The 20,570-nt window shown below is 67.3% G+C and carries 24 protein-coding genes; 12 read left to right on the top strand and 12 right to left on the bottom strand.

Annotation, left to right across the window (positions count from 1 at the left end):
* Positions 1 to 113 precede the first annotated feature (113 nt).
* Genes ACODS0_RS07680 through ACODS0_RS07670 form a run of 3 tightly spaced genes read right to left on the bottom strand, consistent with a single transcriptional unit; the run spans position 114 to position 2,045 of the window.
* Entirely contained in the window at positions 114 to 635 is a 522-nt protein-coding gene (locus tag ACODS0_RS07680; RefSeq protein WP_488834026.1) for a hypothetical protein, read from the bottom strand.
* 38 nt (positions 636 to 673) lie between these two features.
* A complete protein-coding gene (locus ACODS0_RS07675; protein WP_426305550.1) occupies positions 674 to 1,297 on the bottom strand; it encodes a glutathione S-transferase family protein in 624 nt (207 codons plus the stop codon).
* Between the two features lie 19 nt (positions 1,298 to 1,316).
* Positions 1,317 to 2,045, bottom strand: coding sequence for an NIPSNAP family protein (locus ACODS0_RS07670; RefSeq protein ID WP_488834024.1), 729 nt, complete (start codon positions 2,043 to 2,045; stop codon positions 1,317 to 1,319).
* Between the two features lie 139 nt (positions 2,046 to 2,184).
* On the opposite strand from ACODS0_RS07670, the gene ACODS0_RS07665 reads away from it, so the two are divergent.
* The 3 genes from ACODS0_RS07665 to ACODS0_RS07655 all read left to right on the top strand — a co-directional run bounded on the left by ACODS0_RS07665 (position 2,185) and on the right by ACODS0_RS07655 (position 5,649).
* A complete protein-coding gene (locus tag ACODS0_RS07665) occupies positions 2,185 to 3,165 on the top strand; it encodes a helix-turn-helix transcriptional regulator (RefSeq protein WP_488834022.1) in 981 nt (326 codons plus the stop codon).
* Between the two features lie 214 nt (positions 3,166 to 3,379).
* Positions 3,380 to 4,837 carry a metal-dependent hydrolase gene (locus tag ACODS0_RS07660; RefSeq protein WP_228897234.1) on the top strand — a complete coding sequence of 486 codons (1,458 nt, stop codon included), beginning with the start codon at positions 3,380 to 3,382 and terminating at the stop codon, positions 4,835 to 4,837.
* The gene (locus ACODS0_RS07655; protein WP_488834020.1) at positions 4,837 to 5,649 is read left to right on the top strand and encodes a cupin-like domain-containing protein; all 813 of its coding nucleotides are present in this window, start codon (positions 4,837 to 4,839) and stop codon (positions 5,647 to 5,649) included. Before ACODS0_RS07660 ends, ACODS0_RS07655 begins: the two co-directional genes overlap by 1 nt.
* A gap of 111 nt (positions 5,650 to 5,760) precedes the next feature.
* Here the strand turns inward: ACODS0_RS07655 and ACODS0_RS07650 are convergent, their stop codons facing one another.
* On the bottom strand, positions 5,761 to 6,444 hold the full coding sequence (locus ACODS0_RS07650; RefSeq protein WP_121421539.1) for a TetR/AcrR family transcriptional regulator: 684 nt from the start codon (positions 6,442 to 6,444) through the stop codon (positions 5,761 to 5,763).
* Between the two features lie 137 nt (positions 6,445 to 6,581).
* On the opposite strand from ACODS0_RS07650, the gene ACODS0_RS07645 reads away from it, so the two are divergent.
* The 6 genes from ACODS0_RS07645 (at position 6,582) to ACODS0_RS07620 (ending at position 10,651) form a co-directional block, all read left to right on the top strand.
* A complete protein-coding gene (locus ACODS0_RS07645) occupies positions 6,582 to 7,010 on the top strand; it encodes a VOC family protein (RefSeq protein WP_055397673.1) in 429 nt (142 codons plus the stop codon).
* A 35-nt stretch (positions 7,011 to 7,045) separates the two neighbouring features.
* On the top strand, positions 7,046 to 7,705 hold the full coding sequence (locus ACODS0_RS07640) for a glutathione S-transferase family protein (RefSeq protein ID WP_121508929.1): 660 nt from the start codon (positions 7,046 to 7,048) through the stop codon (positions 7,703 to 7,705).
* Between the two features lie 57 nt (positions 7,706 to 7,762).
* Entirely contained in the window at positions 7,763 to 8,257 is a 495-nt protein-coding gene (locus tag ACODS0_RS07635; RefSeq protein ID WP_228897238.1) for a DUF1579 domain-containing protein, read from the top strand.
* 90 nt (positions 8,258 to 8,347) lie between these two features.
* A complete protein-coding gene (locus ACODS0_RS07630; protein WP_055397674.1) occupies positions 8,348 to 8,716 on the top strand; it encodes a DUF1428 domain-containing protein in 369 nt (122 codons plus the stop codon).
* A gap of 288 nt (positions 8,717 to 9,004) precedes the next feature.
* Positions 9,005 to 10,084: a pirin family protein gene (locus tag ACODS0_RS07625; RefSeq protein WP_488834011.1), complete on the top strand. Its 1,080-nt coding sequence runs from the start codon at positions 9,005 to 9,007 to the stop codon at positions 10,082 to 10,084.
* A gap of 90 nt (positions 10,085 to 10,174) precedes the next feature.
* On the top strand, positions 10,175 to 10,651 hold the full coding sequence (locus tag ACODS0_RS07620) for an FKBP-type peptidyl-prolyl cis-trans isomerase (RefSeq protein WP_488834009.1): 477 nt from the start codon (positions 10,175 to 10,177) through the stop codon (positions 10,649 to 10,651).
* Positions 10,652 to 10,664: 13 nt separating this feature from the next.
* On the opposite strand, the gene ACODS0_RS07615 is transcribed toward ACODS0_RS07620, so the two are convergent.
* Both ACODS0_RS07615 and ACODS0_RS07610 read right to left on the bottom strand, forming a co-directional pair.
* Positions 10,665 to 11,798 (bottom strand): thiolase family protein, encoded by a 1,134-nt coding sequence (locus ACODS0_RS07615; RefSeq protein ID WP_488834007.1) that lies wholly within the window; start codon positions 11,796 to 11,798, stop codon positions 10,665 to 10,667.
* A gap of 44 nt (positions 11,799 to 11,842) precedes the next feature.
* Positions 11,843 to 12,679, bottom strand: coding sequence for an SDR family NAD(P)-dependent oxidoreductase (locus tag ACODS0_RS07610; protein WP_488834005.1), 837 nt, complete (start codon positions 12,677 to 12,679; stop codon positions 11,843 to 11,845).
* A 135-nt stretch (positions 12,680 to 12,814) separates the two neighbouring features.
* On the opposite strand from ACODS0_RS07610, the gene ACODS0_RS07605 reads away from it, so the two are divergent.
* On the top strand, positions 12,815 to 13,408 hold the full coding sequence (locus tag ACODS0_RS07605; protein ID WP_488834003.1) for a TetR/AcrR family transcriptional regulator: 594 nt from the start codon (positions 12,815 to 12,817) through the stop codon (positions 13,406 to 13,408).
* Between the two features lie 72 nt (positions 13,409 to 13,480).
* On the opposite strand, the gene ACODS0_RS07600 is transcribed toward ACODS0_RS07605, so the two are convergent.
* Positions 13,481 to 14,050, bottom strand: a complete 570-nt coding sequence (locus ACODS0_RS07600) for a response regulator (protein WP_218300909.1) — start codon at positions 14,048 to 14,050, stop codon at positions 13,481 to 13,483.
* Positions 14,051 to 14,351: 301 nt separating this feature from the next.
* Entirely contained in the window at positions 14,352 to 15,275 is a 924-nt protein-coding gene (locus ACODS0_RS07595; protein WP_488834000.1) for a LysR family transcriptional regulator, read from the bottom strand.
* Between the two features lie 117 nt (positions 15,276 to 15,392).
* Between ACODS0_RS07595 and ACODS0_RS07590 the strand changes: the two genes are divergently transcribed.
* Together ACODS0_RS07590 and ACODS0_RS07585 are read left to right on the top strand one after the other, a co-directional pair.
* On the top strand, positions 15,393 to 16,034 hold the full coding sequence (locus ACODS0_RS07590) for a glutathione S-transferase family protein (protein ID WP_487261319.1): 642 nt from the start codon (positions 15,393 to 15,395) through the stop codon (positions 16,032 to 16,034).
* Positions 16,031 to 17,032, top strand: a complete 1,002-nt coding sequence (locus ACODS0_RS07585; RefSeq protein ID WP_488833994.1) for a pyridoxamine 5'-phosphate oxidase family protein — start codon at positions 16,031 to 16,033, stop codon at positions 17,030 to 17,032. Before ACODS0_RS07590 ends, ACODS0_RS07585 begins: the two co-directional genes overlap by 4 nt.
* On the opposite strand, the gene ACODS0_RS07580 is transcribed toward ACODS0_RS07585, so the two are convergent.
* The 4 genes from ACODS0_RS07580 to ACODS0_RS07565 form a co-directional block, all read right to left on the bottom strand.
* A complete protein-coding gene (locus ACODS0_RS07580) occupies positions 16,926 to 17,915 on the bottom strand; it encodes a TIGR03915 family putative DNA repair protein (protein ID WP_488833992.1) in 990 nt (329 codons plus the stop codon). The two genes, ACODS0_RS07585 and ACODS0_RS07580, sit on opposite strands and share 107 nt — an antisense overlap.
* 15 nt (positions 17,916 to 17,930) lie before the next feature.
* On the bottom strand, positions 17,931 to 19,223 hold the full coding sequence (locus ACODS0_RS07575) for a putative DNA modification/repair radical SAM protein (RefSeq protein ID WP_488833990.1): 1,293 nt from the start codon (positions 19,221 to 19,223) through the stop codon (positions 17,931 to 17,933).
* 136 nt (positions 19,224 to 19,359) lie between these two features.
* Positions 19,360 to 20,205: a class III extradiol dioxygenase family protein gene (locus ACODS0_RS07570; protein ID WP_228897246.1), complete on the bottom strand. Its 846-nt coding sequence runs from the start codon at positions 20,203 to 20,205 to the stop codon at positions 19,360 to 19,362.
* Positions 20,206 to 20,217: 12 nt separating this feature from the next.
* Positions 20,218 to 20,565, bottom strand: coding sequence for a protocatechuate 4,5-dioxygenase subunit alpha (locus ACODS0_RS07565; RefSeq protein WP_228897247.1), 348 nt, complete (start codon positions 20,563 to 20,565; stop codon positions 20,218 to 20,220).
* Positions 20,566 to 20,570: the final 5 nt, after the last annotated feature.

The raw sequence follows: 20,570 nt of genomic DNA, 5'->3' as shown, positions 1-20,570 counted from the left end.
TTATAGGATAAGCGCTGGATGCTATTTTTGCTCTCAATCGGTGGCGATGGTGTGGTTGGATGGAATGGCGGATGCCCTGCCAGCCGGCCACCCCTGCAATGGTGTGCAGGGCCTCACACCGGCCGCGCAAACTCCATCACCCAGTTGACTTCCCAGGTGGCCCCACCGTCGTCCGAAAAAGCCTGCTGCCAGCGCGGTGCGCCGGTGTGCATCTGCGACCACTCGAAGCGCACGTGCACGGGGCGGCCCTCGAAGTTCTCCTGGCCTTCGAAGATGCCCACGCCATCGCGAAACCCGCCCACCACGGGCGGATGCAGCAGGCCAGTGGCCGCGTCCACGCCGCCGGTGGTGTTGTCGAGCCAGTAGATGCTCCAGCGCTGTGCCTCAGGGCTGAACACGCGCAGCGCCATGCCCACAAAGCCGGGCTTCCAGGTGGTGGGGATGAAGTCGTCGTAGTTGCCGATGCCGCCGGGCAGCGGCCGCGCGGTGCCGGTGGCGTCGAACACCTCCCAGTCTTTGCAGCCTTGAAGCCGGTGCACCAGGCGCGTGTTGCGGATGTGCCAGGAGCCCATGAGGAAGTCGAAGTCGCGGGCGGCGTTGTTGCCAGTGGTGGGGGTTGTGGTGGAGTTTTGCATGGTGTGTGGTGATGGGGGTTCGTGAGGGGGATGAAGGATCAGGACGAAGCCATGGCTTCGTTGGGATGAACCCAGCCGGGCAGGGCACGCAGAGCATTCAGCCAGCGCGACACGCAGGGGAAGTCTTCGGCGGCGAGGCCCGCTTCGGGCAGCCAGAAGAGATAGGCCGAGCAGGCGAGGTCTGCGATGCTGGGGCCGGAAGGCACCAGGAACTCCGAGCTTGCGAGTGTTTCGTTCAGCGTGGTCAAGTCTGCGATGGCGCGTGCGCGCAGGTACGCCAGAACCTCGCCAGGCTGTGGCGCCCAGCGCATTGCAAAGCGCAGGTTGGGCACGCTGAAGCCAATGCGGTTCGTCTCCCAGAAAAGCCATTCCAGGATGGCGCTCCCTTCCGCCGCAGCGCCGCAGAAGGCGCGGGTGCGCTGCGCCAGATGGAGCAGGATGGCATTGGATTGGCAATAGGCGGTGCCGCCATCGACGAGGACCGGCACTTCACCGAAGTGGCTGGCGGCCACAAAGTCTGCGGGGCGCTCGGCCCGGGGCGTATCGAGCGCAATGGGCTGGTAGCGGTGCGGGGTGGCAGTCAGTAAAAGCAGCGACCGAACCTTGTACGAGTGGCCGGAACCTGCGGCGCCGTACAGCAGCAGGGAGGCGGGTGTGGACATGGGCTCTTCTCCTTTCCGATCAGGCATGCAACGCCGAGCGCGCCGTGGGCTGCAGCCGGTGCGTCTCGGGCGCCCGGGCCAGCCAGGGGGCAAGGCCCGGGGCTATGTCCCGCGCCCAGGCGCCGCTGTTGGTAAAGGACTGCAGCGCCGTTGCATCGCCAAACAGCGCCAGCCCCAGCAGCACATGCTCGCCCGTGCGCACCGGCAGGCGGGGAAAGGTGTTGGGACTGGCTTCGGTGCTGTACCACGCCACCTGGCGTGCGCCGCCGCGCTGCAGCGCGGGGGCCATGCGGTGGCGGCAATAGTCCAGCAAGGCCGGGGTGGCGGGCTCGTGCAGATAGAACACCGTGGCGTCCAGCACACCCGCCGCAGTGCCTGTGGCGCCCGGCGCGGGCCGGGCGTGTTGCGGCAACGTGGACGCCGCCCCGGGCCACGCGGGGCGTAGCAGCAGCACGTTGTCAGAGTCGATCATGGTGGCGTTGGCGGCAGCGCGGTGCGCCGCCCACACGGGGCCGCCGTAGAAGGCTTCGAGCGCGCGGCGGCGTGAGTCCATGTCGGCAAAGCCGCGCAGCCAGACAAACAGGTCGGGCTGATCGAGGTCGCGGAACTGGCCCAGCACGCGCATGCCATGGGCCTCCTGTGTTTCAACGAACTCGCGGTCGAAGAGGTCGATCAGTGCGTCGCGCTGCCCTGGGTGCAGGGTGTATTGGCGCAGTTCGACGATGGGGTGAAGGTCGGCGGTGGGCATGCGGGCTCCGGGTTTGCGGGGGTAAGACAAGGTCAGGATCAGAGTCTGCGCCGCAATACCTGCCAACCCATGGCAGGTATTTGCGCTATCTTTTGTCTTTGCCCGATTACCCCCAGTTACCCCGCACAACCGCCTGCCCATGCGCGCCAGCCGCCTGCTTTCCCTTCAAATGCTGCTCGAAACCCAGGGCCGCATGAGTGCGCAGGCGCTGGCCGAGGCACTGGAGGTCTCGGTGCGCACGCTGTACCGCGATGTGGACCAGCTCAGCGCGGCCGGTGTGCCCATCTATGCCGAGCGCGGGCGCAACGGTGGCTTTGCGCTGCTGCCAGGCTGGAAGACCACGCTCACCGGGCTCACGCCTTCCGAGGCGCAGGCCGTGTTCTTGAGCGGCCTGCCCGGACCCGCGCAGGATCTGGGGCTGGGCGGCGATGTGGAAGGCGCGCGGCTGAAGCTTTTGTCGTCGCTGCCCGCTTCGTGGCGCGAAGACGCCCAGCGCGTGAGCACCCGCCTGCATTTGGACCCGGTGGACTGGTACCGCGAGAGCGACCCCACGCCCCACCTGCCCACCGTGGCCGCTGCGGTGTGGAGCGGTCACCAGATCGCGATGCGCTACGAGAGCTGGGCCGACACGGTGGAGCGTACGGTGAGCCCGCTGGGGCTGGTGCTCAAGGCGGGTGTCTGGTACCTGGTGGCAGGGCCTGCCGGTACGACAGAAGGCGGACCGCGCACCTACCGCGTGTCGAACATCCGGGCTGCCACGGCGCTGGCCACACCCGTGCGCCGCCCGGCGCGGTTTGACCTGGCCAGCTATTGGGCGCAGTCGATCCAGCGTTTTGAAGCAGGGATCTACACCGGCGAGGCGGCGTTGCTGGCCACACCGGCCGGGCTCAAGGGCCTGCGCGCGCTCAGCAGCGCCGTGGCCCGCGCGGTGGCTGCGGCCCCGCCGCCCCGCCGCAAGGACGGGCGCGTGGCCGTGACCATTCCCATTGAGTCGGTGGAACACGCCTGTGGGCAACTCATGCGGCTGTCTCCGCAGGTGGAGGTGCTGCGGCCTGTGGCGTTGCGCCGCGCGCTCATGGAGCGGGTGGTGGCCACGGCGCGCCTGTATGGATTGCCGTGATCTGGGTTGTAGGGAATTGCTATTAAAGTTGTAGCTGTTTGCGCAATGTAGATAAGCGCTAGGGCCTAAAAATCTTCTGAAACTGAGCAGGCACTTCAATGCAGACCGTGCCCTGCCACTGCAGCCGCCCTGCCGGTTGGGTGGTGTTGGAGGTGTCACATGCGCGACACGTACCCCCACTACCTTCGACAGGCTTTAACAATGGCCTGCGGTGATGCAAACAGTGATGGTGGTGTCGGGGGCGTCCGAGCGGTTCTGGAACCAGACCCCCTTTCGTTCGTATTTGTTCAATGCGTTTTCGCTGCTGCTGCCCTCGGGGGAGCAGTTTGTGATCCGGGCGATGGAAGACGCTGCCACGCGCCTGCCCGAAGGGGCACCTTTGCAGGAAGAGGTGGCCCAGTTCGTGCGCGAGGAGCGCGCCCACCAGCGCGCGCACCGCTTGTACAACACGCAGTTGGCGGCCCAGGGCTACAACGCCGTGGCCCTGGAGGCGCGCATCGAGCGCGCCGTGCAGGGCCTGGAGCAGGCCCTGGCCTGGAAGGAGCGCCTGGCCCTGGCGGCGGCGCTGGAATACCTGACAGCGCTGATCTCGCGCCAGGCACTGCGCGGCGAGGGCTGGCTGGTTCACAACGCGTGCCGCCAGTCCAGCCTGTGGCGCTGGCACTGCGAAGAAGAGGTGGCGCACCATGGCGTGGCGCTGCGCCTTCTCAATGAGGTGGGCCAGGTGGGCTATGGGCGCCGATTGGGGCTGTATGTGCTGGCGTCCCTGATATTGCTGGGCGATGTGGCGCGCCACACCTGGGACTTCTTTCAGACAGATCGCGCGCAGGGCCGGTTGACCTGGGGTGGTGGTGTCCGGTCTGCGGCGGAGTTTGTGCTGCGGCAGGGCATGGGCCTGGCCCGCATGGCGGTGGGGTGGCTGGGCTACGGGCTGCCGCTGCACCGCCTGGTGCCTGCGCCGCACGCGGGCCGAAACGCAGAGAAGACCCGCATCGAAGTGCGCCCGCTGAAGGCCCGCGACATTCCCCGCCTGCTGGTGCTGGAGCACCGGAAGTGGAGCGACGACCAGGCCGCCAGCGCGCAGGCCATGGCGCAACGCATCGCGGCCCACCCGCAGCTGTGCATGGGGGCGTTCTGCCCGCGCACGGGCGAGGCGCTGGCCTCGCTGTTCCTCAAGCCCATTTCAGCGGCACAGTTGCAAAGCGCCCGCACCTGGGCCGATTGCGCGGAGGTTGGAAGCCAGGACGGGGCACAGCCCAGCCGTGACCTGTTTGGCATCAGTCTGAGCAGCGTCAGCCCGCAAGGGGTGGAGGCGATCTTTGCGTTCTTCTGGCCGCGTGCGCTGAAGGCTGGCTGGCGCCAGATTTACCTGGGCTCGCCCGTGCCGGGCCTGGCCCGCTGGCGCAGGAGCGAGACCCATGCCCCGGTGGAGTCGTACGTCTACGCCACCCGCCGGGGCATGCCGCAAGACCCGCAGCTGCGCTACTACTGGCAAAAGGGCTTCAAGACCATCGTGGCCTGCAAGCCAGACTACTTTCCGCATGCCGCGTCGCTGGACTACGGGGTGGTGGTGCGGGGGCGCATCCCGTTGTCGTCCCTGGCGCCGCTGTGGCGCCATGTGCCGCTGCCCTGGTTGCGGGGGATGCAACGCTGCATGGCCAGGGTGCTGTGATGGCAGACCAGGAAAGCGCGTGGGAGCCGTTGGGCGCGCAGGCAGTTTCCGTGGCCGAGGCCGTCGGCCGCCGCGAGCCCTGTGTGTTGCGCCAGCGCGCGGCCCATTGGCCCGCAGTGGCGCAGTGGACCTGGGAGCGCCTGGGGGCGCTGGCCCCCGACCTGCCCGTGCGGCTGGTGCAGGGCAACCGCGAGCTGGGCGCGACCGTGTTCCAGCCTTCCACTCTGGGCGCTTATCTCCAGTCCCTGCAAGGCCCCGCCACCGCCGGTGAGGCGCCGCTGTACCTCAAGGAATTCAACCTTCTGGGTGCCTTTCCCACGCTGCGCGCCGATGTGCGTCCGCGGGAGCTGTTTCCGCCCGGGGCACTGCACGATGCCCAGACCTGGATCGGCCCCGCAGGGGCCAGAACGGGCTTGCACCACGACTACCTCGACAACCTTGCCGTGCAATTGGTGGGGCGCAAGCGCTTTTATCTGCTGCGCCCCGGGGCGGTGGAGCGGCTGGGTGCCGTTGCCGCCAAGCATGACCGCTGGGCGGCCCTGGCTTCACTGAATGCTGATGCCGTGGTGGACCGAGGTGTTGTTGCAGGCGACGCCTGGGTGGTGGACCTGGAGCCCGGGGACGTGCTCTATGTGCCCGCGCGCTGGTGGCATGAAGTGGTGAACCACACCCCCAGCGTGTTGCTGAGCGGGTTTTTTGGCACCCGCACGACGGTGTACGCGCAGTGGGCGTGGCGCCAGGCTGTGCAGGGGGCGCACTTGGCGGGCCTGTGGCGACGTGGGCATTGCACCTGCCATCCGGCGCGGGTTTAGAGCGGCTCACAAAACTCCCCTGGCGTCGTTGTTCCGTCTTGTCGTACCGCTTGTACTGCCTGCGACGGAACGCCTAGCCAGGGCCGCTGCGCTGAGTTTTGTGAGCCGCTCTTAGATCCCCCGCTCCACCATGTCCAGCAGCCGCTGCCCCAGCCCGTCCAGCAGGGGCTGCGGCGTGCCGCGCAGTGGCCCGTCAATGCTGAGCAGCGCCATACCGTGCACGGTGGACCATGCCAGGTACTCCGCGCCGGGGCGGCGCTCGGCTGGCAGGGCGCCAGCGGTGACCAGGTCATCCAGCGCGGCGCTCAGGTGCTGAAAAGGATTGAGGCCCGTGGCGCCGCCCATGGCCGGGTCGGGATGGGTCTGCACGGTGAAGCGGCCTCCGAACGCGGTGCGGAACAAGCCCGTTTCGGCATGCGCAAACCGCATGTAGCCTGCGCCCACGGCGCGCACCTTGGCGTGGGCCTGTTCGGTGCGGGTGCCGGTGGTGGGTACCTGGGCCAGTTCGGCCTCCATGAAGTGCGCGGCAGCGGCCACGGCGGCGGCGCGCACGGCGGCCAGCAAATCGTCGCGGTTGGCAAAGTGGCGATAGGCCGCGTTGGGCGCCACCCCCGCGCGGCGTGTGGCCTCGCGCAGCACCACAGCGTCGGGGCCACCCTGTCGGGCCAGCTCGACACCGGCGTCCAGCAGCGCGCGCCGCAGGTCGCCATGGCGGTAGGTGGCGCGCGGGGCGGGGCCTGCGCTGGCAGTCTTGGCAGTGCTAGCGGCGGGGGCGTTGCGATTGGTTACGGGCATGGCGGACTTGGATGTGGACACTGTCCATTATCTTTGCTATTGTTTGTGGACGGTGTTCACAATGAGGTGGACACTTTCTTTTTTATGACCCTCCCAGGCCTTCATGCGATGAACGGCCTGGTTTGCAAGGAGACCCCATGAAAGTCGAGTCCTACCTGATGTTTGAAGGCCGTTGCGAGGAAGCGCTGGACTTCTACCGCAGCGCCCTGGGCGCCAAGGTCGGCACCCTCATGCGCTACAAGGACAACCCCGAGCCCGCAGCAGGACAGGGTTGCGCCGACGGCAGCGGCCCAGGCCCCACGCCCGAGATGGTCATGCACGCCGAATTCACCTTGGGCGAGACGACGCTGATGGCATCGGACGGCATGGGGTCGGGCAAGGCCAGCTTCCAGGGCATCTCGCTGGCGCTGAGCCCCGCGAGCGAAGCGGAGGCCCAGCGCCTGTTCAATGCGCTGGCCGACGGTGGCCAGGTGCAGATGCCGCTGGCCAAGACCTTCTTCTCGCAGGCCTTCGGCATGGTGGCCGACCGCTTTGGCGTGCCGTGGATGGTGGTGGCGCCCGAATGAGCGAAGCGCACCAGAGCCCCAACACAGGTACGGCCATGCTCGCCCTCTATGGACACCCTTTCTCGTCGTACACCCAGAAGGTGCTGACTGCGCTGTATGAAAACGGGACTCCCTTTGAATTGCGCAATCTCGACCCCGCTGCGCCGGGCAACCATGCGCCCGAATGGCTGCGCCGCTGGCCGTTGGCAAAGTTTCCGCTTCTGGTGGATGGCGATCACACGGTGGTGGAGAGCAGCATCGTGATCGAGCACCTGCAGATGGCCCACCCGGGGCCTGTGCAGCTGATACCGGCCGACCCTGCAGCGGCGTTGCAGGTGCGGTTCATGGACCGGTTCTTTGACCTGCACGTGATGGCGCCCGTCCAGCACGCGGTGAACGCTGCGTTGACTGGCGACCCCGCCAAGCGCGTTGACGGCGTGGCCTGGGCCGCTGACAAGTTGGAGAAGGCCTATGCATGGCTGGAAGGCGAATGGGCCCGCCGCACCTGGGCTGCGGGCGACGGCTTCACGATGGCCGACTGCGCAGCGGCGCCCGCGCTGTTCTATGCCGATTGGACGCACCCCATTGCTGCCAGCTACCCCCTGCTGCGCGCCTACCGCGCGCGACTGCTGGCGCGACCCTCATTTGCGCAAGCCGTGGAGGGCGGCCGCCCCTACCGCCACTACTTTCCGCTCGGGGCGCCAGACCGTGATTGACGGGATCGACCCCCAAGCTGACTGAATTGCCAAACCCCAACCACCAAGGAGACCGAAATGATGAATGCCGAACCCCACGCCATGCACCGCTGGCTGCAGCAGCTGATTGGCGACTGGACCAGCGACGCCAACTGCGACGCTCCACCCGGCGAGTCCGGCGCGCCCGCTCAAGAGCAATCCACCGGCTCCGAGCATGTGCGCGCCCTGGGCGACCTGTGGGTGCTGTGCGAAGGCACGGGCACCATGCCCGGCGGGGGCGAAGCCCACATGCTGATGACGCTGGGCTACGACCCCGAGAAGAGCGTGTTTCGCGGCACCTGGGTGGGCTCGATGATGACCCACATGTTCGTGTACGAAGGCACGCTCGATGCCGACCAGAAGGTGCTGACCCTGGAGACCGAAGGCCCGAGCTTCAAGGACGACGGCAAGACCGCCCGCTACCGCGATGTGATCACGCTGGTGAGCGCAAACGAACGCACCTTGACATCGTTCGGGCTGCAGCCGGATGGCAGCTGGTCGCAGATGATGCAGGCAACGTACCGGCGCAAGTGATGGGGGCGGGCCCCGGTCCGCGTCCGCCGAACGAATACGTGGCGCCCACAGGCGGGCGCATCCCTTGGTCAACCTCACAGGAGTCAAGCTATGTCCTACATCGATGGTTTCGTGATCGCGGTCCCCACCGCCAACAAGCAGAAGTTCATTGAGCACGCGCGCCATTTCGACGCGATGTTCATCGAGCTGGGCGCGATCCGTGTGATCGAAGGTTGGGGCGACGACGTCCCCGACGGCAAAGTCACCGATTTCCGCCGCGCGGTCCAGGCCACGGCCGAGGAGACGGTGGCCTTTTCGTGGGTCGAATGGCCCGACAAAGCCACGCGCGACGCGGGCATGAAGAAGATGATGGAAGACCCGCGCATGGACCCGTCCCAACCCGGCAACCCTCCCATGCCCTTTGATGGCAAACGCATGATCTTCGGCGGCTTCGAGCAGGTGGTGGAGGTGAAGGCTTGACCAGCCGTCGAAACTGATAGCAATCGGTGCTTGGTGGACAAGCGCCAGGGCCGGACTTGGCTAGGGATGTCCTGCACAACCCGCCCGAGGCCGTGCCATCACAGACCGCAGGGAGTTATGCAGGTCATCCCTATGTGTTCTGTAAGAGCACGCGGTGCAAAGCCCCCACTGTCCTGCCCGCCGCATCGCACTGTTCCACCCACAGCACTTCTGCTCAGGCACCATAGGCTCCATATTCCACAGGCATACCGCCCGATCGTGGCGGTGCACAACATGAGGAGCCCCCGTATGTCGTCGCCCACACCTGCTGCAGCAAGCACCGCTCTGGTGCCCATCGTGCGCGCCCAGCTGCTCGGTCCGCAGTGGCCCACGCTCGACCCGTTTCTTTTCTGCGCCCACCACGACGATGCCTACCCGGCAGGCAACGCAGCGTTCGGCCCCGCCGTGCCGATTGAAGACCGCCAGATCGGCAGCGACTTCAGCGGCAAGGACGGCTGGAGCATGTACCACGGCGACACCGTGCCGGGCTTTCCGGGCCACCCGCACCGGGGTTTTGAGACGGTGACGCTGGTGCGCAAGGGCCTCATCGACCATTCCGACTCGCTGGGCGCAGCCGCGCGTTTTGGCGGTGGCGATGTGCAGTGGGTCACCGCCGGCAAGGGCATCGTGCATTCCGAGATGTTCCCGCTGCTCAACGCCACGGAGCCCAACCCTCTGGAGCTGTTCCAGATCTGGTTGAACCTGCCCGCGAAGAACAAGATGGTGGCGCCGCACTTCACCATGCTGTGGAACGAGCGCATCCCGCGCCTGGTGCACCACGACGCTGCAGGCCGCGCCACCACGGTGACAGTGGTGGCCGGTGCGCTGTCCGGCGCGCCCGATCCGCTGCCGCCGCCGCCCGAATCCTGGGCCTCCCAGCCCGAAGGCGACGTCGCCATCTGGACGCTGCACCTGGAGCCCGGTGCGGAATGGACACTGCCTGCGGCGAAGGGTGAGACCACGCAGCGCATGCTGTACTTCTTTGTGGGCGACAGCCTGCGCGTCGGCCCGCAAGACGTGGACCGCCACGCCGCGCTGCAGGTGCGGGCCTCCGAGGACTGGACCCTGACCAACACCGGTACCACCGCCGTCGAATGCCTGGTGCTGCAGGGCCGCCCCATTGGCGAGCCCGTGGCGCAGTACGGCCCGTTTGTGATGAACACGCAGGCGGAGATCATGCAGGCCATGAACGACTACCGCCGCACCCAGTTCGGCGGGTGGCCTTGGCCCGACCAGGACCCGGTGCATGGCACCGAGGCACGGCGGTTTGCGCGGTATCCGGGGCAGGCGGAAGAAGAGCGGCCGGCAGAGGCGACGGCTGGCGCGTAAGCCGGGGCGGCGCGCCCCGCCCCCGAGGTGCCCGGCGGCCACCGGGCGCCTCGTGGACAATGCACGCTTTTAGCGCAAGCAGATACCACCATGGCCACCACCATCACCAAAGACACCGCCGTCACCATCACGTACAAGGTCACTACACCGCAGGGCAAGCCGCTGGACGCGGGCAGCCTGTCATACCTGCACGGCGGCTATGAAAACATCTTCCCCAAGGTCGAAGCCGCCCTCGAAGGCCAGGCCGTCGGCTTCACCACCGCGCTGGACCTGGCCGTGGAAGACGCCTTCGGCGCCCGCGACGAAAGCATGGTGCGCACCATCCCCAAGACCGAGTTCCCCCCGGGCGTGAAGGTGGGCGGCCAGCTGCAGGGCATGGGCACTGACGGCCAGCCCGCCCTGTTCAACGTCGTCAAGATCAAGGGCCCCGAAGTGCACCTGGACGGCAACCACCCGCTGGCCGGGCAGGCGCTGAAGTTCAGCTGCAAGGTCACCGAAGTGCGCGCTGCCAGTGCTGAAGAAATTGCACACCGGCATGTGCACGGGGCGCACGGACACCAGCACTGATCACGACAGATTGCTACACGGCCCCCAGCACCGTCGCAATCCCCTGCCCGCCGCCTATGCACTGCGTTGCCAGCGCATAGCGGCCCTTCTCCCGCTGCAGCAGCGCCGCCGCCTTGCCGGTGATGCGCGCACCTGTCGCGCCCAGCGGATGGCCGATGGCCAGGCCGCCACCGTCCAGGTTGATCGCGTCCTCGCGCAGGCCCAGTTCGCGGATGCAGGCCAGGGCCTGTGATCCAAACGCTTCGTTGATTTCCACCACATCCAGATCTTGCGCTGCAATGCCTGCGCGCGCGAGTGCCTTGCGCGTAGCGGGCACCGGGCCCATGCCCATGTAGGCGGGGTCTACGCCCGCAGTCGCCATAGCCAGGATGCGGGCCAGGGGCGCCAGGCCGTGGCGGGTGGCATACGCCTCGGTGGTGACCAGCACGGCCACGGCGCCGTCGGTCAGTGGCGAAGAGGTGCCTGCGGTGACCACGCCATCGTCCCTGAACGCAGGGCGCAGCGCGGCCAGGGCCTCGGGCGTGGTGCCAGGGCGGATGCATCCGTCCTGCGCCACCATGTCGCCGGATGCCGGCGTGATCGGCACGATCTCGGCCTGCAGGCGGCCTGCATCGCGCGCGGCGGCCGCCTTGCGGTGCGATGCCACGGCCAGCGCCTCCTGGTCGGCGCGCGTCACCGCGTATCGTTGCGCCACGTTCTCGGCCGTCTCGCCCATGCTTATGTAGGCGTCGCTGTGTTCGTACAGCGCGGGGTGGGGCGAGAAGTTGAAGCCGCCCTGCGGCACCATGGTCATCGACTCGACGCCGATGCACAGGTATGCCTCGCCCAGGCCCGCCTCGATCTGCGCGGCGGCGATGTGGATGGCTGACATGGACGAGCCGCAGAAGCGGTTGACCGTCATGCCGCCCAGCTCCTGCGGCAGGCCCGCGAGCAGCGACACGATGCGCGCGATGTTGTTGCCCTGCGCCGCCTCGGGGTAGGCGCAGCCGGCAATCACGTCTTCGAGTGTGGCGGGGTCAATGCCGGTGCGCTGCAGCAGGCCGGTGACCACCTGCGCGGCCAGGGTGTCAGGGCGCATGTCGGCCAGCGCGCCCTTGCGCGCAAAGTGGAAGGGCGAGCGGGCATAGGCGGTGATCAGGGCTTTCATGGCAATGCCTTTCGGGGGTGACGTTTGGTGCGGTGGGTTGCGGGTTAGGCGACAGCGGCGGCCAGGTAGCGGCGTGCCGGGTCGCGCAGCGACAGGAAGGGGCCCAGCGCGCGGCGGGCGTCTTCCAGTGCGGTCCATTCATGCACGGCTTCTAGCGACGGGATGGTCACCTCTTCACCCTGGTCCAGGCCTGCCAGCGCTGCGTCCACCATGGTGTCCACATCCATCAGCATCTCTTGCGGCAGGTGGGCGATGGGTGTGCCCGCGCGGTCCCAGATCTCCGTGCGTGTAGCGCCCGGCAGCACAGCCTGCACGCGCACGCCGTGGCGGCCCAGTTCGGCCTGCAGTGACTTGGAGAGGTTGAGCACATAGGCCTTGGTGCCGCTATAGGTGCCGCTGAACATCTCGGGCACCAGCGCCAGCACCGATGCGATGTTGATCAGCGTGCCCGCCTTGCGTGCTGCAAACCCCTTGGCCACGGCCGCTGCAAGCCGCGTAGGCGCCACCACATTGAGCGCAATCATGCGTTCCACCGCATCGATGTCGGACTCGAGGAACGTACCGCTCACGGCCATGCCTGCGTTGTTGAGCAGCAAGGTGATGCTGTCGTCCGACTGCAGGCGCTGCTCAACGCGGGCCCGTTCGACGGGGTCGGTCAGGTCGGCCTGCAGCACCTCGGTGCGCACGCCGGTCTCGCGTGCCAGGCGGTCGGCCAGTGCCGTCAGGCGTGCAGCGTCGCGGGCCACCAGCACCAGGTCATAGCCGCGCCGGGACAGGCGGTCGGCATACACCGCCCCTATGCCGGACGACGCGCCGGTGACAACAGCCGTGCCCAGGGAGGGCATAGAGGTGCGGGATGAATGGGATGCAGCAGTGGACATGAAAGGCTCCTGAAGAAAACAGAAAAAGGCGAAAGATGTTTTACATGATGATCATCATGTTTGAATTATATGACGACCATCATTTAAAATGTCAAGCGGGTGATTTCAGACAGCGCAGCAAACAAGGGGAATGCGATGAAAGTCAGCAAGGAACAGATGGCAGAGAACCGCGAGCGCATCCTGGACACGGCCGCGCAGCTGTTCCGTGAGAAAGGTTTCGATGGCATTGGCGTGGCCGACCTCATGAAGAGCGCGGGGCTGACGCACGGTGGCTTCTATGGCCACTTTGCATCCAAGGACGACCTCATGGCGCAGGCCACCGAACGCGCGCTGGGCAAGCTGCACACCGCTTGGGCTGCGCTGGCGCGCGACGCTGCACACAACGGGCAAGACCCGCTGGGAGCGGTGGAAGCCGCTTATCTGTCAGCCCGACATCGCGACGCGCCCGGCCACGGCTGCCTGCTGGCCGCGCTGGGCAGCGACGCCGCGCGCCAGGGCCCCGCCGTGCGGCAGGCCGTGACCGAGGGGGTGCAAAAACAGGTGGACGCCCTGGCTACGCTGATGCCCGGCCGCACCAAGGCGGCCAAACGCCAGCGCGCGCTGGCCGACTACGCGAGCATGGTCGGCGCCATGGTGCTGGCGCGCGCGGTGGACGATCCGGACTTTTCGGACGAAATCCTGCAGGCCACGGCGACGGCGCTGCGCGTCTGTGCACCACCTGCAGCTTGAGACCCAGGATGGCTGTTCATGTGATCGCGGCTAAGAAAGCGGCGCGATCGGCCTGCATGTCAGGGGGCGTAGTCAGGGCGCGGTGGGCGTGGCTGGAGCGGCCGCAGTGGGCGAGGACGTTGGCGCTGCGTCCACCTTGCGCCGGGGGACGAACTGCTCGTCGAGCAGCGCCTCGATGCGGGCAAAGATCTCGTGGCGCGAGAACGGCTTCTTCATGAAGTCGTCCGCGCCGATACGGTTGGCGTAGAACTGCTCGGTGGCATGTTCGTTGCCGCTGATCATGATCACGGGGATGTGCTGCGAAGCGGGCAACTTGCGGATCGCGCGCAGCGCGTTGAACCCGTTCATGCCCGGCAGGATGATGTCGAGGAAGATCAGTTCGGGCGCTTCCTCTGCGATCAGGGCGAGGCCCTGCTCGGCGTCGAGCGCCTCGCGGGTGTCATAGCCTGCAGATCGAAGTGCCTTGCGCAGCACGGCCACAACAGTCGGCGAGTCGTCAATGATCAGCACCGTGGTGCCCTTGCGGGCGTTGACGCGTTTGCGCTGGCGGCGTTCCACGGGTGCCGCTGGTGGGACGGCGGGGGCTTCGGGCTTCCCCGTCGGTTTGCGCACACTGCCCAGAAGCCGGTCGAAGATGCTCATGGTGCTGTCTCGTTTCTTTCGTTCTTGGATGGCGGGCGGCGGGTCATTGCGTTCGCTGGGTTCCAGCGGATGGCCGCTGAATGGGTGAGTGACGGGCGCGTTCGCACATCTCGTGTCCACAGGGCGCAAGTATTCCAGATGCGGCCGCCGCTCCGGGCGGCGTGTTCCGTGTCATGGTGAAAGAGCGGGCGACGGTCCCATCCCAGTCGAACAACGTTGCCTCGCAAAAACTTCAAAATTGATAGCTACCAGCGCTTTATAGATAAGCGCTAGAGGCCAAAAATACTCGAAGTATGGCCTGTCACTGCGCACCGCCGCGCACCAGCCCACGCCCGCGCAGCACCGGCTCTGCCGCCAGCCGCTCGCGCGCAAACTCCACAAACGCGCGCACCTTGGCCGGTGCGCGCCGCCCGGCGGGGTAGACGATGTGCACGGGCACGGGCGGTAGTTCGTGCTCGGCCAGCACGATGCGCAGCCGCCCCGCGCGCAGGCTGGCGGCGGCCTGGTAGGCCAGGCAGCGCGTGAGGCCCAGGCCTGCTTCGGCAGCGGCGATGTCCACCTCGTTGCTGTTGCTGATCCATGCAAACTGCGGCTGGCCCGTGGCGCCGTCCTTGAACTTCCAGGGTGCCACGGCCCGCGCATCGAATGAGAAGCCGATGGCGCGGTGCGCGGCAAGCTCGTCGGGGTGCCGGGGCTCGCCGTGTTGCGCCAGGTAGGCGGGTGACGCCACCACCAGGCGGCGCAGTGCGCCCACCTGCACCGCAGTGAGGCCGGAGTCAGGCAGGTGCGCGATGCGGATGGCCACATCCATGCCTTCATCAAGCAAGTGCACCAGGCGGTTGACGAACAGCGTGCGCACCTGCACACGCGGCTGGGCCTGCAAGAAGCCCTGCACGATGGGCGCCACGTGCTGGATGCCGAACATCTGCGGTGCGGTGATGGACAGCAGCCCTTGAGCCTCGACCTGTGCACCGCTGGCTGCCTGCTCGGCCTCGTGCAGGTCGTTCAGGAGGGGGCGGCAGTCGTGCAAGAAGCGCTCGCCCGCCTCGGTCAGCCGCACCAAACGCGTACTGCGCTGGAACAGCAGCACACCCAGCCGCGCCTCCAGCGCCGCAATGGCGCGCGTGACGGCCGTGGCGGAGCAGCCCAGCCGCCGGCCCGCCACGGCAAAGCCGCCCGCATCGGCCACGGCCACAAAACAGCGCAAGGTGTCGAGGTAGTCCATGTGACCCATTATTGCGGATGCCGCAATTATGAAAAGCGGTGATTGGCTATTCACATCGCAGCTTGCAATAGATATCGTCGAGCCATCTTTTCACTCACCCACCGACGAGGCCTCACCATGTTCCCCACCACCCCGCTCCAGCTGTACCGCATGCCCATCTCGGGCCATTGCCATCGCGTGGAGCTGATGCTGTCCCTGCTCGGCTTGCCCTATGTGCTGATCGATGTGAACCTGCTGCGCGGCGAACACCAGCGCGCGGAGTTCCTCGCGCTCAACCCGCTGGGCCAGGTGCCCGTGCTGGTAGACGCAGGCCAAGTGCTCTGCGACAGCAACGGCATCCTGGTGTACCTGGTGCAGCGCTACGCCCCCGGCAGTGCCTGGCTGCCACAAGACGCCGTGGGGCAGGCGCAGTTACAGCGCTGGCTCAGCCTGGCGGCGGGCTTTCTGGCGCCGGGCATCGGGGGGCCGCGCTTTGCGACGTTGACGGGCCGTGCCGTGAACGAGGTAGCGCAGGCCACCGGCAAGCGCCTGCTCGCCTTCATGGAGGACGAACTGCAGGGGCGTGCCTGGTTGCTAGGGGGCTCAGCACCCAGCCTGGCCGATGTGGCCATGGTCAGCTACACCTCGCAGGCCCACCTGGCGGGGCTGCCGCTGGATGCCTACCCGCGCATTGCGGCCTGGGTGGCGCGCATGCAGGCCTTGCCGGGCTACCCGGTGCTGGCCGACCAGCTGCCCGCTGCCGAGCAGGTGGCGGCATGACAGCCACCGTGCCCGCTGCATCGGTTGTGGTGCCGGTGCCGCCCGAGGCATTCCACCCCGGTGAGCAGGCCTTGCAGGTACGCGTGGGCGTGCGCGAGCGCATGGCGGCCGTGGGTGCGATGGTGCTGCGCGATCACATGCCGGACCAGCACCGTGAGCTGTTTGAAAAGCTGCCCACCTTGCTGCTGGGGGCGGTGGATGAACAAGGCCAGCCGTGGGCCACGATGCTCGCTGGCCCACCTGGGTTTGTGCACACCCCCGATGCGCAGCGCATGCAGATCGCGACCGCGCCGGATTCCCAGGACCCGGTGCTCACACACCTGGCGCCTGGCGCGGCCGTGGGCGTGCTGGGGCTGGAGCCGCACACGCGGCGGCGCAACCGCATGAACGGGCGGGTGGCAGCGTTTGGCGATAGCGGCCTGGACGTGCAGGTGGTGCAGAGCTTTGGCAACTGCCCCAAATACATCCAGGCGCGGCAGCCAGGCCTGCGCGCTGCGCTGGCCGCTCCGGGCCCGGTGCAGTGGCTGGGCGCCGGACTGGACGCCGACGCCATTGCGCGCGTGCAGCGTGCCGACACCCTGTTCATTGCCAGTGCCTCGGCGCCACGCCCTGGTGCCGGGCACAGCGAAGGCGTGGATGTATCGCACCGGGGCGGCGAGCCAGGCTTTGTGCAGGTGGCGCACACGGAGGCCGGCGTGGTGCTGAGCCTGCCGGACTACCCTGGCAACCAGTTCTTCAACACCCTGGGCAACCTTGCGCTGCACCCGCTGGCAGGCTTGCTGGTGGTGGACTATGAAGAGGGCGGCTTGCTGCACATTGCCGCGCAGGCCGAGGTGCTGTGGGACCGCGCTGCGCGTGCTGCCTGGCCCGGCGCACAGCGTGTGCTGCGGCTCACGGTGTTGCGCGCCCTGTGGCGGCCGCAGGTGCTGCCGTGGCGCTGGACACCGCCGGTGTCGGCCCCTCAGTTCCGGGTGATGCGCGAGGCGGCGCTGGACTGAGTGGGGCACCACCAGCGGGCCGCGCACGGGGTGCCGTTGTCCCCGCGATGCGCCTGCGCGGCACGGTGGCCTCGGCCTCCACCATCTTGGCGCTGCGCTCTTGTGCTGTCTGCGCCAGCTCGGTGATGAGCGCGGCCTCGGGCAGGTTGTGCCAGTAGCGCGTGGGCATCTCCTTCTTCATCATGGCCAGCTTGAGCCGCGCGGGGTTGAAGATGTGGCGGTAATAGGTGAGCCACAGCGCCTCGCCCGCATCGGGCGGCGGCGCGTCGCTGCGCTGCGCGCCGGGGCCGGTGTGCAGCTGCTGGCCGTCCCAGCGCACGCTGGCGTCGGGGGTGAGGATGGCCCAGCGCATTTGCGTGAAGCGGCGGATGAAAAAGCCTGCGTTGGCCACGGTGATGTAGTGGTCGGGCTCGAACCAGGCCATGTGCAGGGTCTGGCCATCGGGTTCCACCACAGGCCGAAAGCGCACAAAGGCGTGCATCTTGTGTTTGTCGCGCCCCACGGCACGGACCATGTGGTGGGCCAACATGCGGTCCGCGTCCAGCGGGTCGTGCCGCGCGGCTTCGGCATCGCTGCCACCCTGGGCCAAGCGCCACAGCAGGCGGTACATCAGCGCAAAGCGGGCCGGGTCGCGGTGCAGGATGAGCTGTTCACACAGGTGTACAAAGTCGGGGGGCACGCGCAGCGTGGGCGCATCGGGGGCCGGACTGGGCAAGGTGTGGCTGGCTGCGGGCTCGGGCGCGAACAGGTCTTCCTCTGCATCGGCCTTGCAGCCCCAATCCACAGCCTTTGGGGGCACGTTGGCTTGCACCAGGGCGCGCGCGGCAGTGCGAAAGCCAGGCCAGTCGGTGGGGTGGTCCAGCGTGATGGTGTGGCGTTGCATGCGGGTCGCTCCAGCTCAGAACAGGCTGCGCTGCACCGGCGGCGGCGTGAACTGCGCGGCGAGGTCGGCAGCGTCCAGCGCACGGCCGGGGCGGTAGTCGGCCGCCTCCACAAAGGGCAGCACTTTCTTCAGCGGCACGTGCAGCCGCGCCAGGTCCGCATGGCGCAGGCGCCGCACTCGGCGCGCGGTCAGCAGGCGGTCCACGGTCTGCACGCCAAGGCCCGGCACACGCAGCAGCAGTTCGCGCGGGGCGGTGTTGAGGTTGACCGGAAAACGCTCGCGGTGCGCCAGCGCCCAGGCCAGCTTGGGGTCCATGTCCAGCGCCAGCATGCCGGCCTGGCTGCCTGGGTTGCCTTGGCTGGGCGGCACGATCTCGTCGTGGGTGAAACCGTAAAAGCGCATCAGCCAGTCGGCCTGGTACAGCCGGTGCTCGCGCACCGTGGGTGGCGCGGCCAGTGGCAGGGCGCGGGCCGCGTCGGGGATGGGGCTGAAGGCCGAGTAGTACACGCGCCGCAGCCGGTGCACGCCGTACAGCCGCGCGCTGGTGGCGAGGATGGTGCGGTCGTTGGTCGTATCCGCCCCCACGATCATCTGCGTGCTCTGCCCGCCGGGCGCAAAGTGCGGCACGCTGGCGCGGAGTGTGGTGCGCGACTGCGGCATGGACACGATGGGCAGTGCAGCCTGCTCCTTGCGCGCGGCGCGGGATTCTCCAATGTGCACCGCCATGCGGGCCATGGAGCGGTCGATGGCGGCGCTGTCTTTTTCTGGCGCCAGGGCCGTGAGGCCTTCGGCCGTGGGCAGCTCGATGTTGATGGACAGGCGGTCCGCATAGCGGCCTGCGCGCTCCATCAGCTCCGGCGCTGCATCGGGAATGGTCTTCAGATGGATGTAGCCGCGAAAGTCGTGCTCTTCGCGCAGCACGCGGGCCACCTCCACCACCTGCTCCATGGTGTAGTCCGGGCTCTGGATGATGCCGCTGGACAGGAACAGCCCCTCGATGCAATTGCGGCGGTAGAAATCGAGCGTGAGCTGCACCACCTCATCGACCGTGAAGCGTGTGCGGGGCACGTTGCTGGTCAGCCGGTTCACGCAGTACAGGCAGTCGTACTGGCAGAAGTTGGTGAGCAGAATCTTGAGCAGGGAGATGCAGCGCCCGTCCGGCGCATAGCTGTGGCAGATGCCCATGCCCTCGGTGGACCCCATGCCGCGCCCGCCCACCGAGTTGCGCGGCGCAGCACCGCTGGATGCGCACGAGGCGTCGTACTTGGCGGCGTCGGCCAGGATGGCGAGTTTGGACTGTAAATTCACTGGATGAATTTACAGTATCTCGGATGCCTGACACCAGCCTGGGGGGAATTGTGGAGAGGTTGCCGATCCTGAATTGATAGCTGCTTGCGCTTTATGGATGAGCGCTAGCGGCTAAAAATGCTTGAAATCGACGAGGTCAGACCGTTTCCAGTGCCATGACTGCGGTCGCCGTGTTCGAGATCGGGATGTGGTAGTTGCTGTGCACCCGCCGCACGCCCGCACTCGCAGTGGCCAGGGCGCCCCGCATGGCCAGCCACATCAGCAGCTCCACGCCCTGGGTGCCGGTCTTTTCCACCAGCTCGTGCACGCTGAACTGCGTGGCCCATTCGGGGTTGGTGGTCAGGCTCTCGATGAACTGCAGGTCAAACGCCTTGTTGATGAAGCCCGCGCGCTCGCCGTCGAGCTGGTGGCTGAGGCCGCCCGAGGCAATCACCGCCACCTTCTTGTCGCTGTCCCAGCTCTGGATCGCCTGGCCCACGGCCTTGCCCAGTGCGTAGCAGCGCTTGGCAGATGGCAGCGGGAACTGCACGGTGTTGATGCACACCGGCACCACCGCCACGGGGCAATCGCCCTCGGGCCAGAAGAGCTTGAGCGGCAGCGTGCAGGCGTGGTCCACCAGCATCTCCTGGCAGGTGGTCACGTCAAACTCTTGCTCGATCAGCGTGTTGATGAGGTGCCATGACAGGTCCACCTCGCCCGGGAAGGGCGGCAGCGTGGGGATGCCCCAGCCTTCGTCGGCGTTGTTGTATTGCGCCGCCGCACCCACGGCAAAGGTGGGCATCTTGTCGAGAAAGAAGTTCAGGCCGTGGTCGTTGTAGAACATCACCACCACGTCCGGCTTCTTCTCGTCCAGCCACTGGCGGATGGGCGGAAAGCCGTCGAAGAAGGGCTTCCAGTACGGATCGTTCTGCAGGCCCTTGTGGATGGCGTTGCCAATGGCCGGGATGTGCGAGGTGCCGAGGCCACCGATGAGTTGTGCCATGGGTTTGTCTCCTTATTTGCCCGCTGCGACCAGCATGGCCTTGAATTCGTCTTTGGTCATGCCCGTCTGCTGCGCGCCGATGTCCTGCATGTCCAGCTTGAAGATGCCCGCGAACTTGGCCAGGTAATAGGCGTTGCCGCCCGCGGCAATCAGCTGCAACACGTTCTTGGCGCGGATGGCGGCGGCCTGCTGTTCGTTCAGGCCGTACTTCTTCATGTACGCCTCTTCGTCGGCCAGAAAGGCCTTGCGGTTGGCTTCGTCGTTGAACGAGAAGCACATCTTGTTCAGCGCGTAGCCCTTGCGGGCCTGGTCGCCATCGAACGGCGTGGTGCCGGGGATCGGGGGCAGTGGGGAAGGCATGGAAG

It is taken from the genome of Acidovorax sp. FG60 (genome assembly GCF_057808995.1).
The sequence above is the reverse complement of the archived record's forward strand: the minus strand, read 5'-3'. Positions and strand labels throughout refer to the sequence as shown.

Bases quoted from the DNA above. Each gene is read 5' to 3' on its own strand.
- ACODS0_RS07680 (WP_488834026.1), bottom strand. From the start codon at position 635: ATGCAAAACTCCACCACAACCCCCACCACTGGCAACAACGCCGCCCGC.
- ACODS0_RS07675 (WP_426305550.1), bottom strand. From the start codon at position 1,297: ATGTCCACACCCGCCTCCCTGCTGCTGTACGGCGCCGCAGGTTCCGGC.
- ACODS0_RS07670 (WP_488834024.1), bottom strand. From the start codon at position 2,045: ATGCCCACCGCCGACCTTCACCCCATCGTCGAACTGCGCCAATACACC.
- ACODS0_RS07665 (WP_488834022.1), top strand. From the start codon at position 2,185: ATGCGCGCCAGCCGCCTGCTTTCCCTTCAAATGCTGCTCGAAACCCAG.
- ACODS0_RS07660 (WP_228897234.1), top strand. From the start codon at position 3,380: ATGCAAACAGTGATGGTGGTGTCGGGGGCGTCCGAGCGGTTCTGGAAC.
- ACODS0_RS07655 (WP_488834020.1), top strand. From the start codon at position 4,837: ATGGCAGACCAGGAAAGCGCGTGGGAGCCGTTGGGCGCGCAGGCAGTT.
- ACODS0_RS07650 (WP_121421539.1), bottom strand. From the start codon at position 6,444: ATGCCCGTAACCAATCGCAACGCCCCCGCCGCTAGCACTGCCAAGACT.
- ACODS0_RS07645 (WP_055397673.1), top strand. From the start codon at position 6,582: ATGAAAGTCGAGTCCTACCTGATGTTTGAAGGCCGTTGCGAGGAAGCG.
- ACODS0_RS07640 (WP_121508929.1), top strand. From the start codon at position 7,046: ATGCTCGCCCTCTATGGACACCCTTTCTCGTCGTACACCCAGAAGGTG.
- ACODS0_RS07635 (WP_228897238.1), top strand. From the start codon at position 7,763: ATGATGAATGCCGAACCCCACGCCATGCACCGCTGGCTGCAGCAGCTG.
- ACODS0_RS07630 (WP_055397674.1), top strand. From the start codon at position 8,348: ATGTCCTACATCGATGGTTTCGTGATCGCGGTCCCCACCGCCAACAAG.
- ACODS0_RS07625 (WP_488834011.1), top strand. From the start codon at position 9,005: ATGTCGTCGCCCACACCTGCTGCAGCAAGCACCGCTCTGGTGCCCATC.
- ACODS0_RS07620 (WP_488834009.1), top strand. From the start codon at position 10,175: ATGGCCACCACCATCACCAAAGACACCGCCGTCACCATCACGTACAAG.
- ACODS0_RS07615 (WP_488834007.1), bottom strand. From the start codon at position 11,798: ATGAAAGCCCTGATCACCGCCTATGCCCGCTCGCCCTTCCACTTTGCG.
- ACODS0_RS07610 (WP_488834005.1), bottom strand. From the start codon at position 12,679: ATGTCCACTGCTGCATCCCATTCATCCCGCACCTCTATGCCCTCCCTG.
- ACODS0_RS07605 (WP_488834003.1), top strand. From the start codon at position 12,815: ATGAAAGTCAGCAAGGAACAGATGGCAGAGAACCGCGAGCGCATCCTG.
- ACODS0_RS07600 (WP_218300909.1), bottom strand. From the start codon at position 14,050: ATGAGCATCTTCGACCGGCTTCTGGGCAGTGTGCGCAAACCGACGGGG.
- ACODS0_RS07595 (WP_488834000.1), bottom strand. From the start codon at position 15,275: ATGGACTACCTCGACACCTTGCGCTGTTTTGTGGCCGTGGCCGATGCG.
- ACODS0_RS07590 (WP_487261319.1), top strand. From the start codon at position 15,393: ATGTTCCCCACCACCCCGCTCCAGCTGTACCGCATGCCCATCTCGGGC.
- ACODS0_RS07585 (WP_488833994.1), top strand. From the start codon at position 16,031: ATGACAGCCACCGTGCCCGCTGCATCGGTTGTGGTGCCGGTGCCGCCC.
- ACODS0_RS07580 (WP_488833992.1), bottom strand. From the start codon at position 17,915: ATGCAACGCCACACCATCACGCTGGACCACCCCACCGACTGGCCTGGC.
- ACODS0_RS07570 (WP_228897246.1), bottom strand. From the start codon at position 20,205: ATGGCACAACTCATCGGTGGCCTCGGCACCTCGCACATCCCGGCCATT.
- ACODS0_RS07565 (WP_228897247.1), bottom strand. From the start codon at position 20,565: ATGCCTTCCCCACTGCCCCCGATCCCCGGCACCACGCCGTTCGATGGC.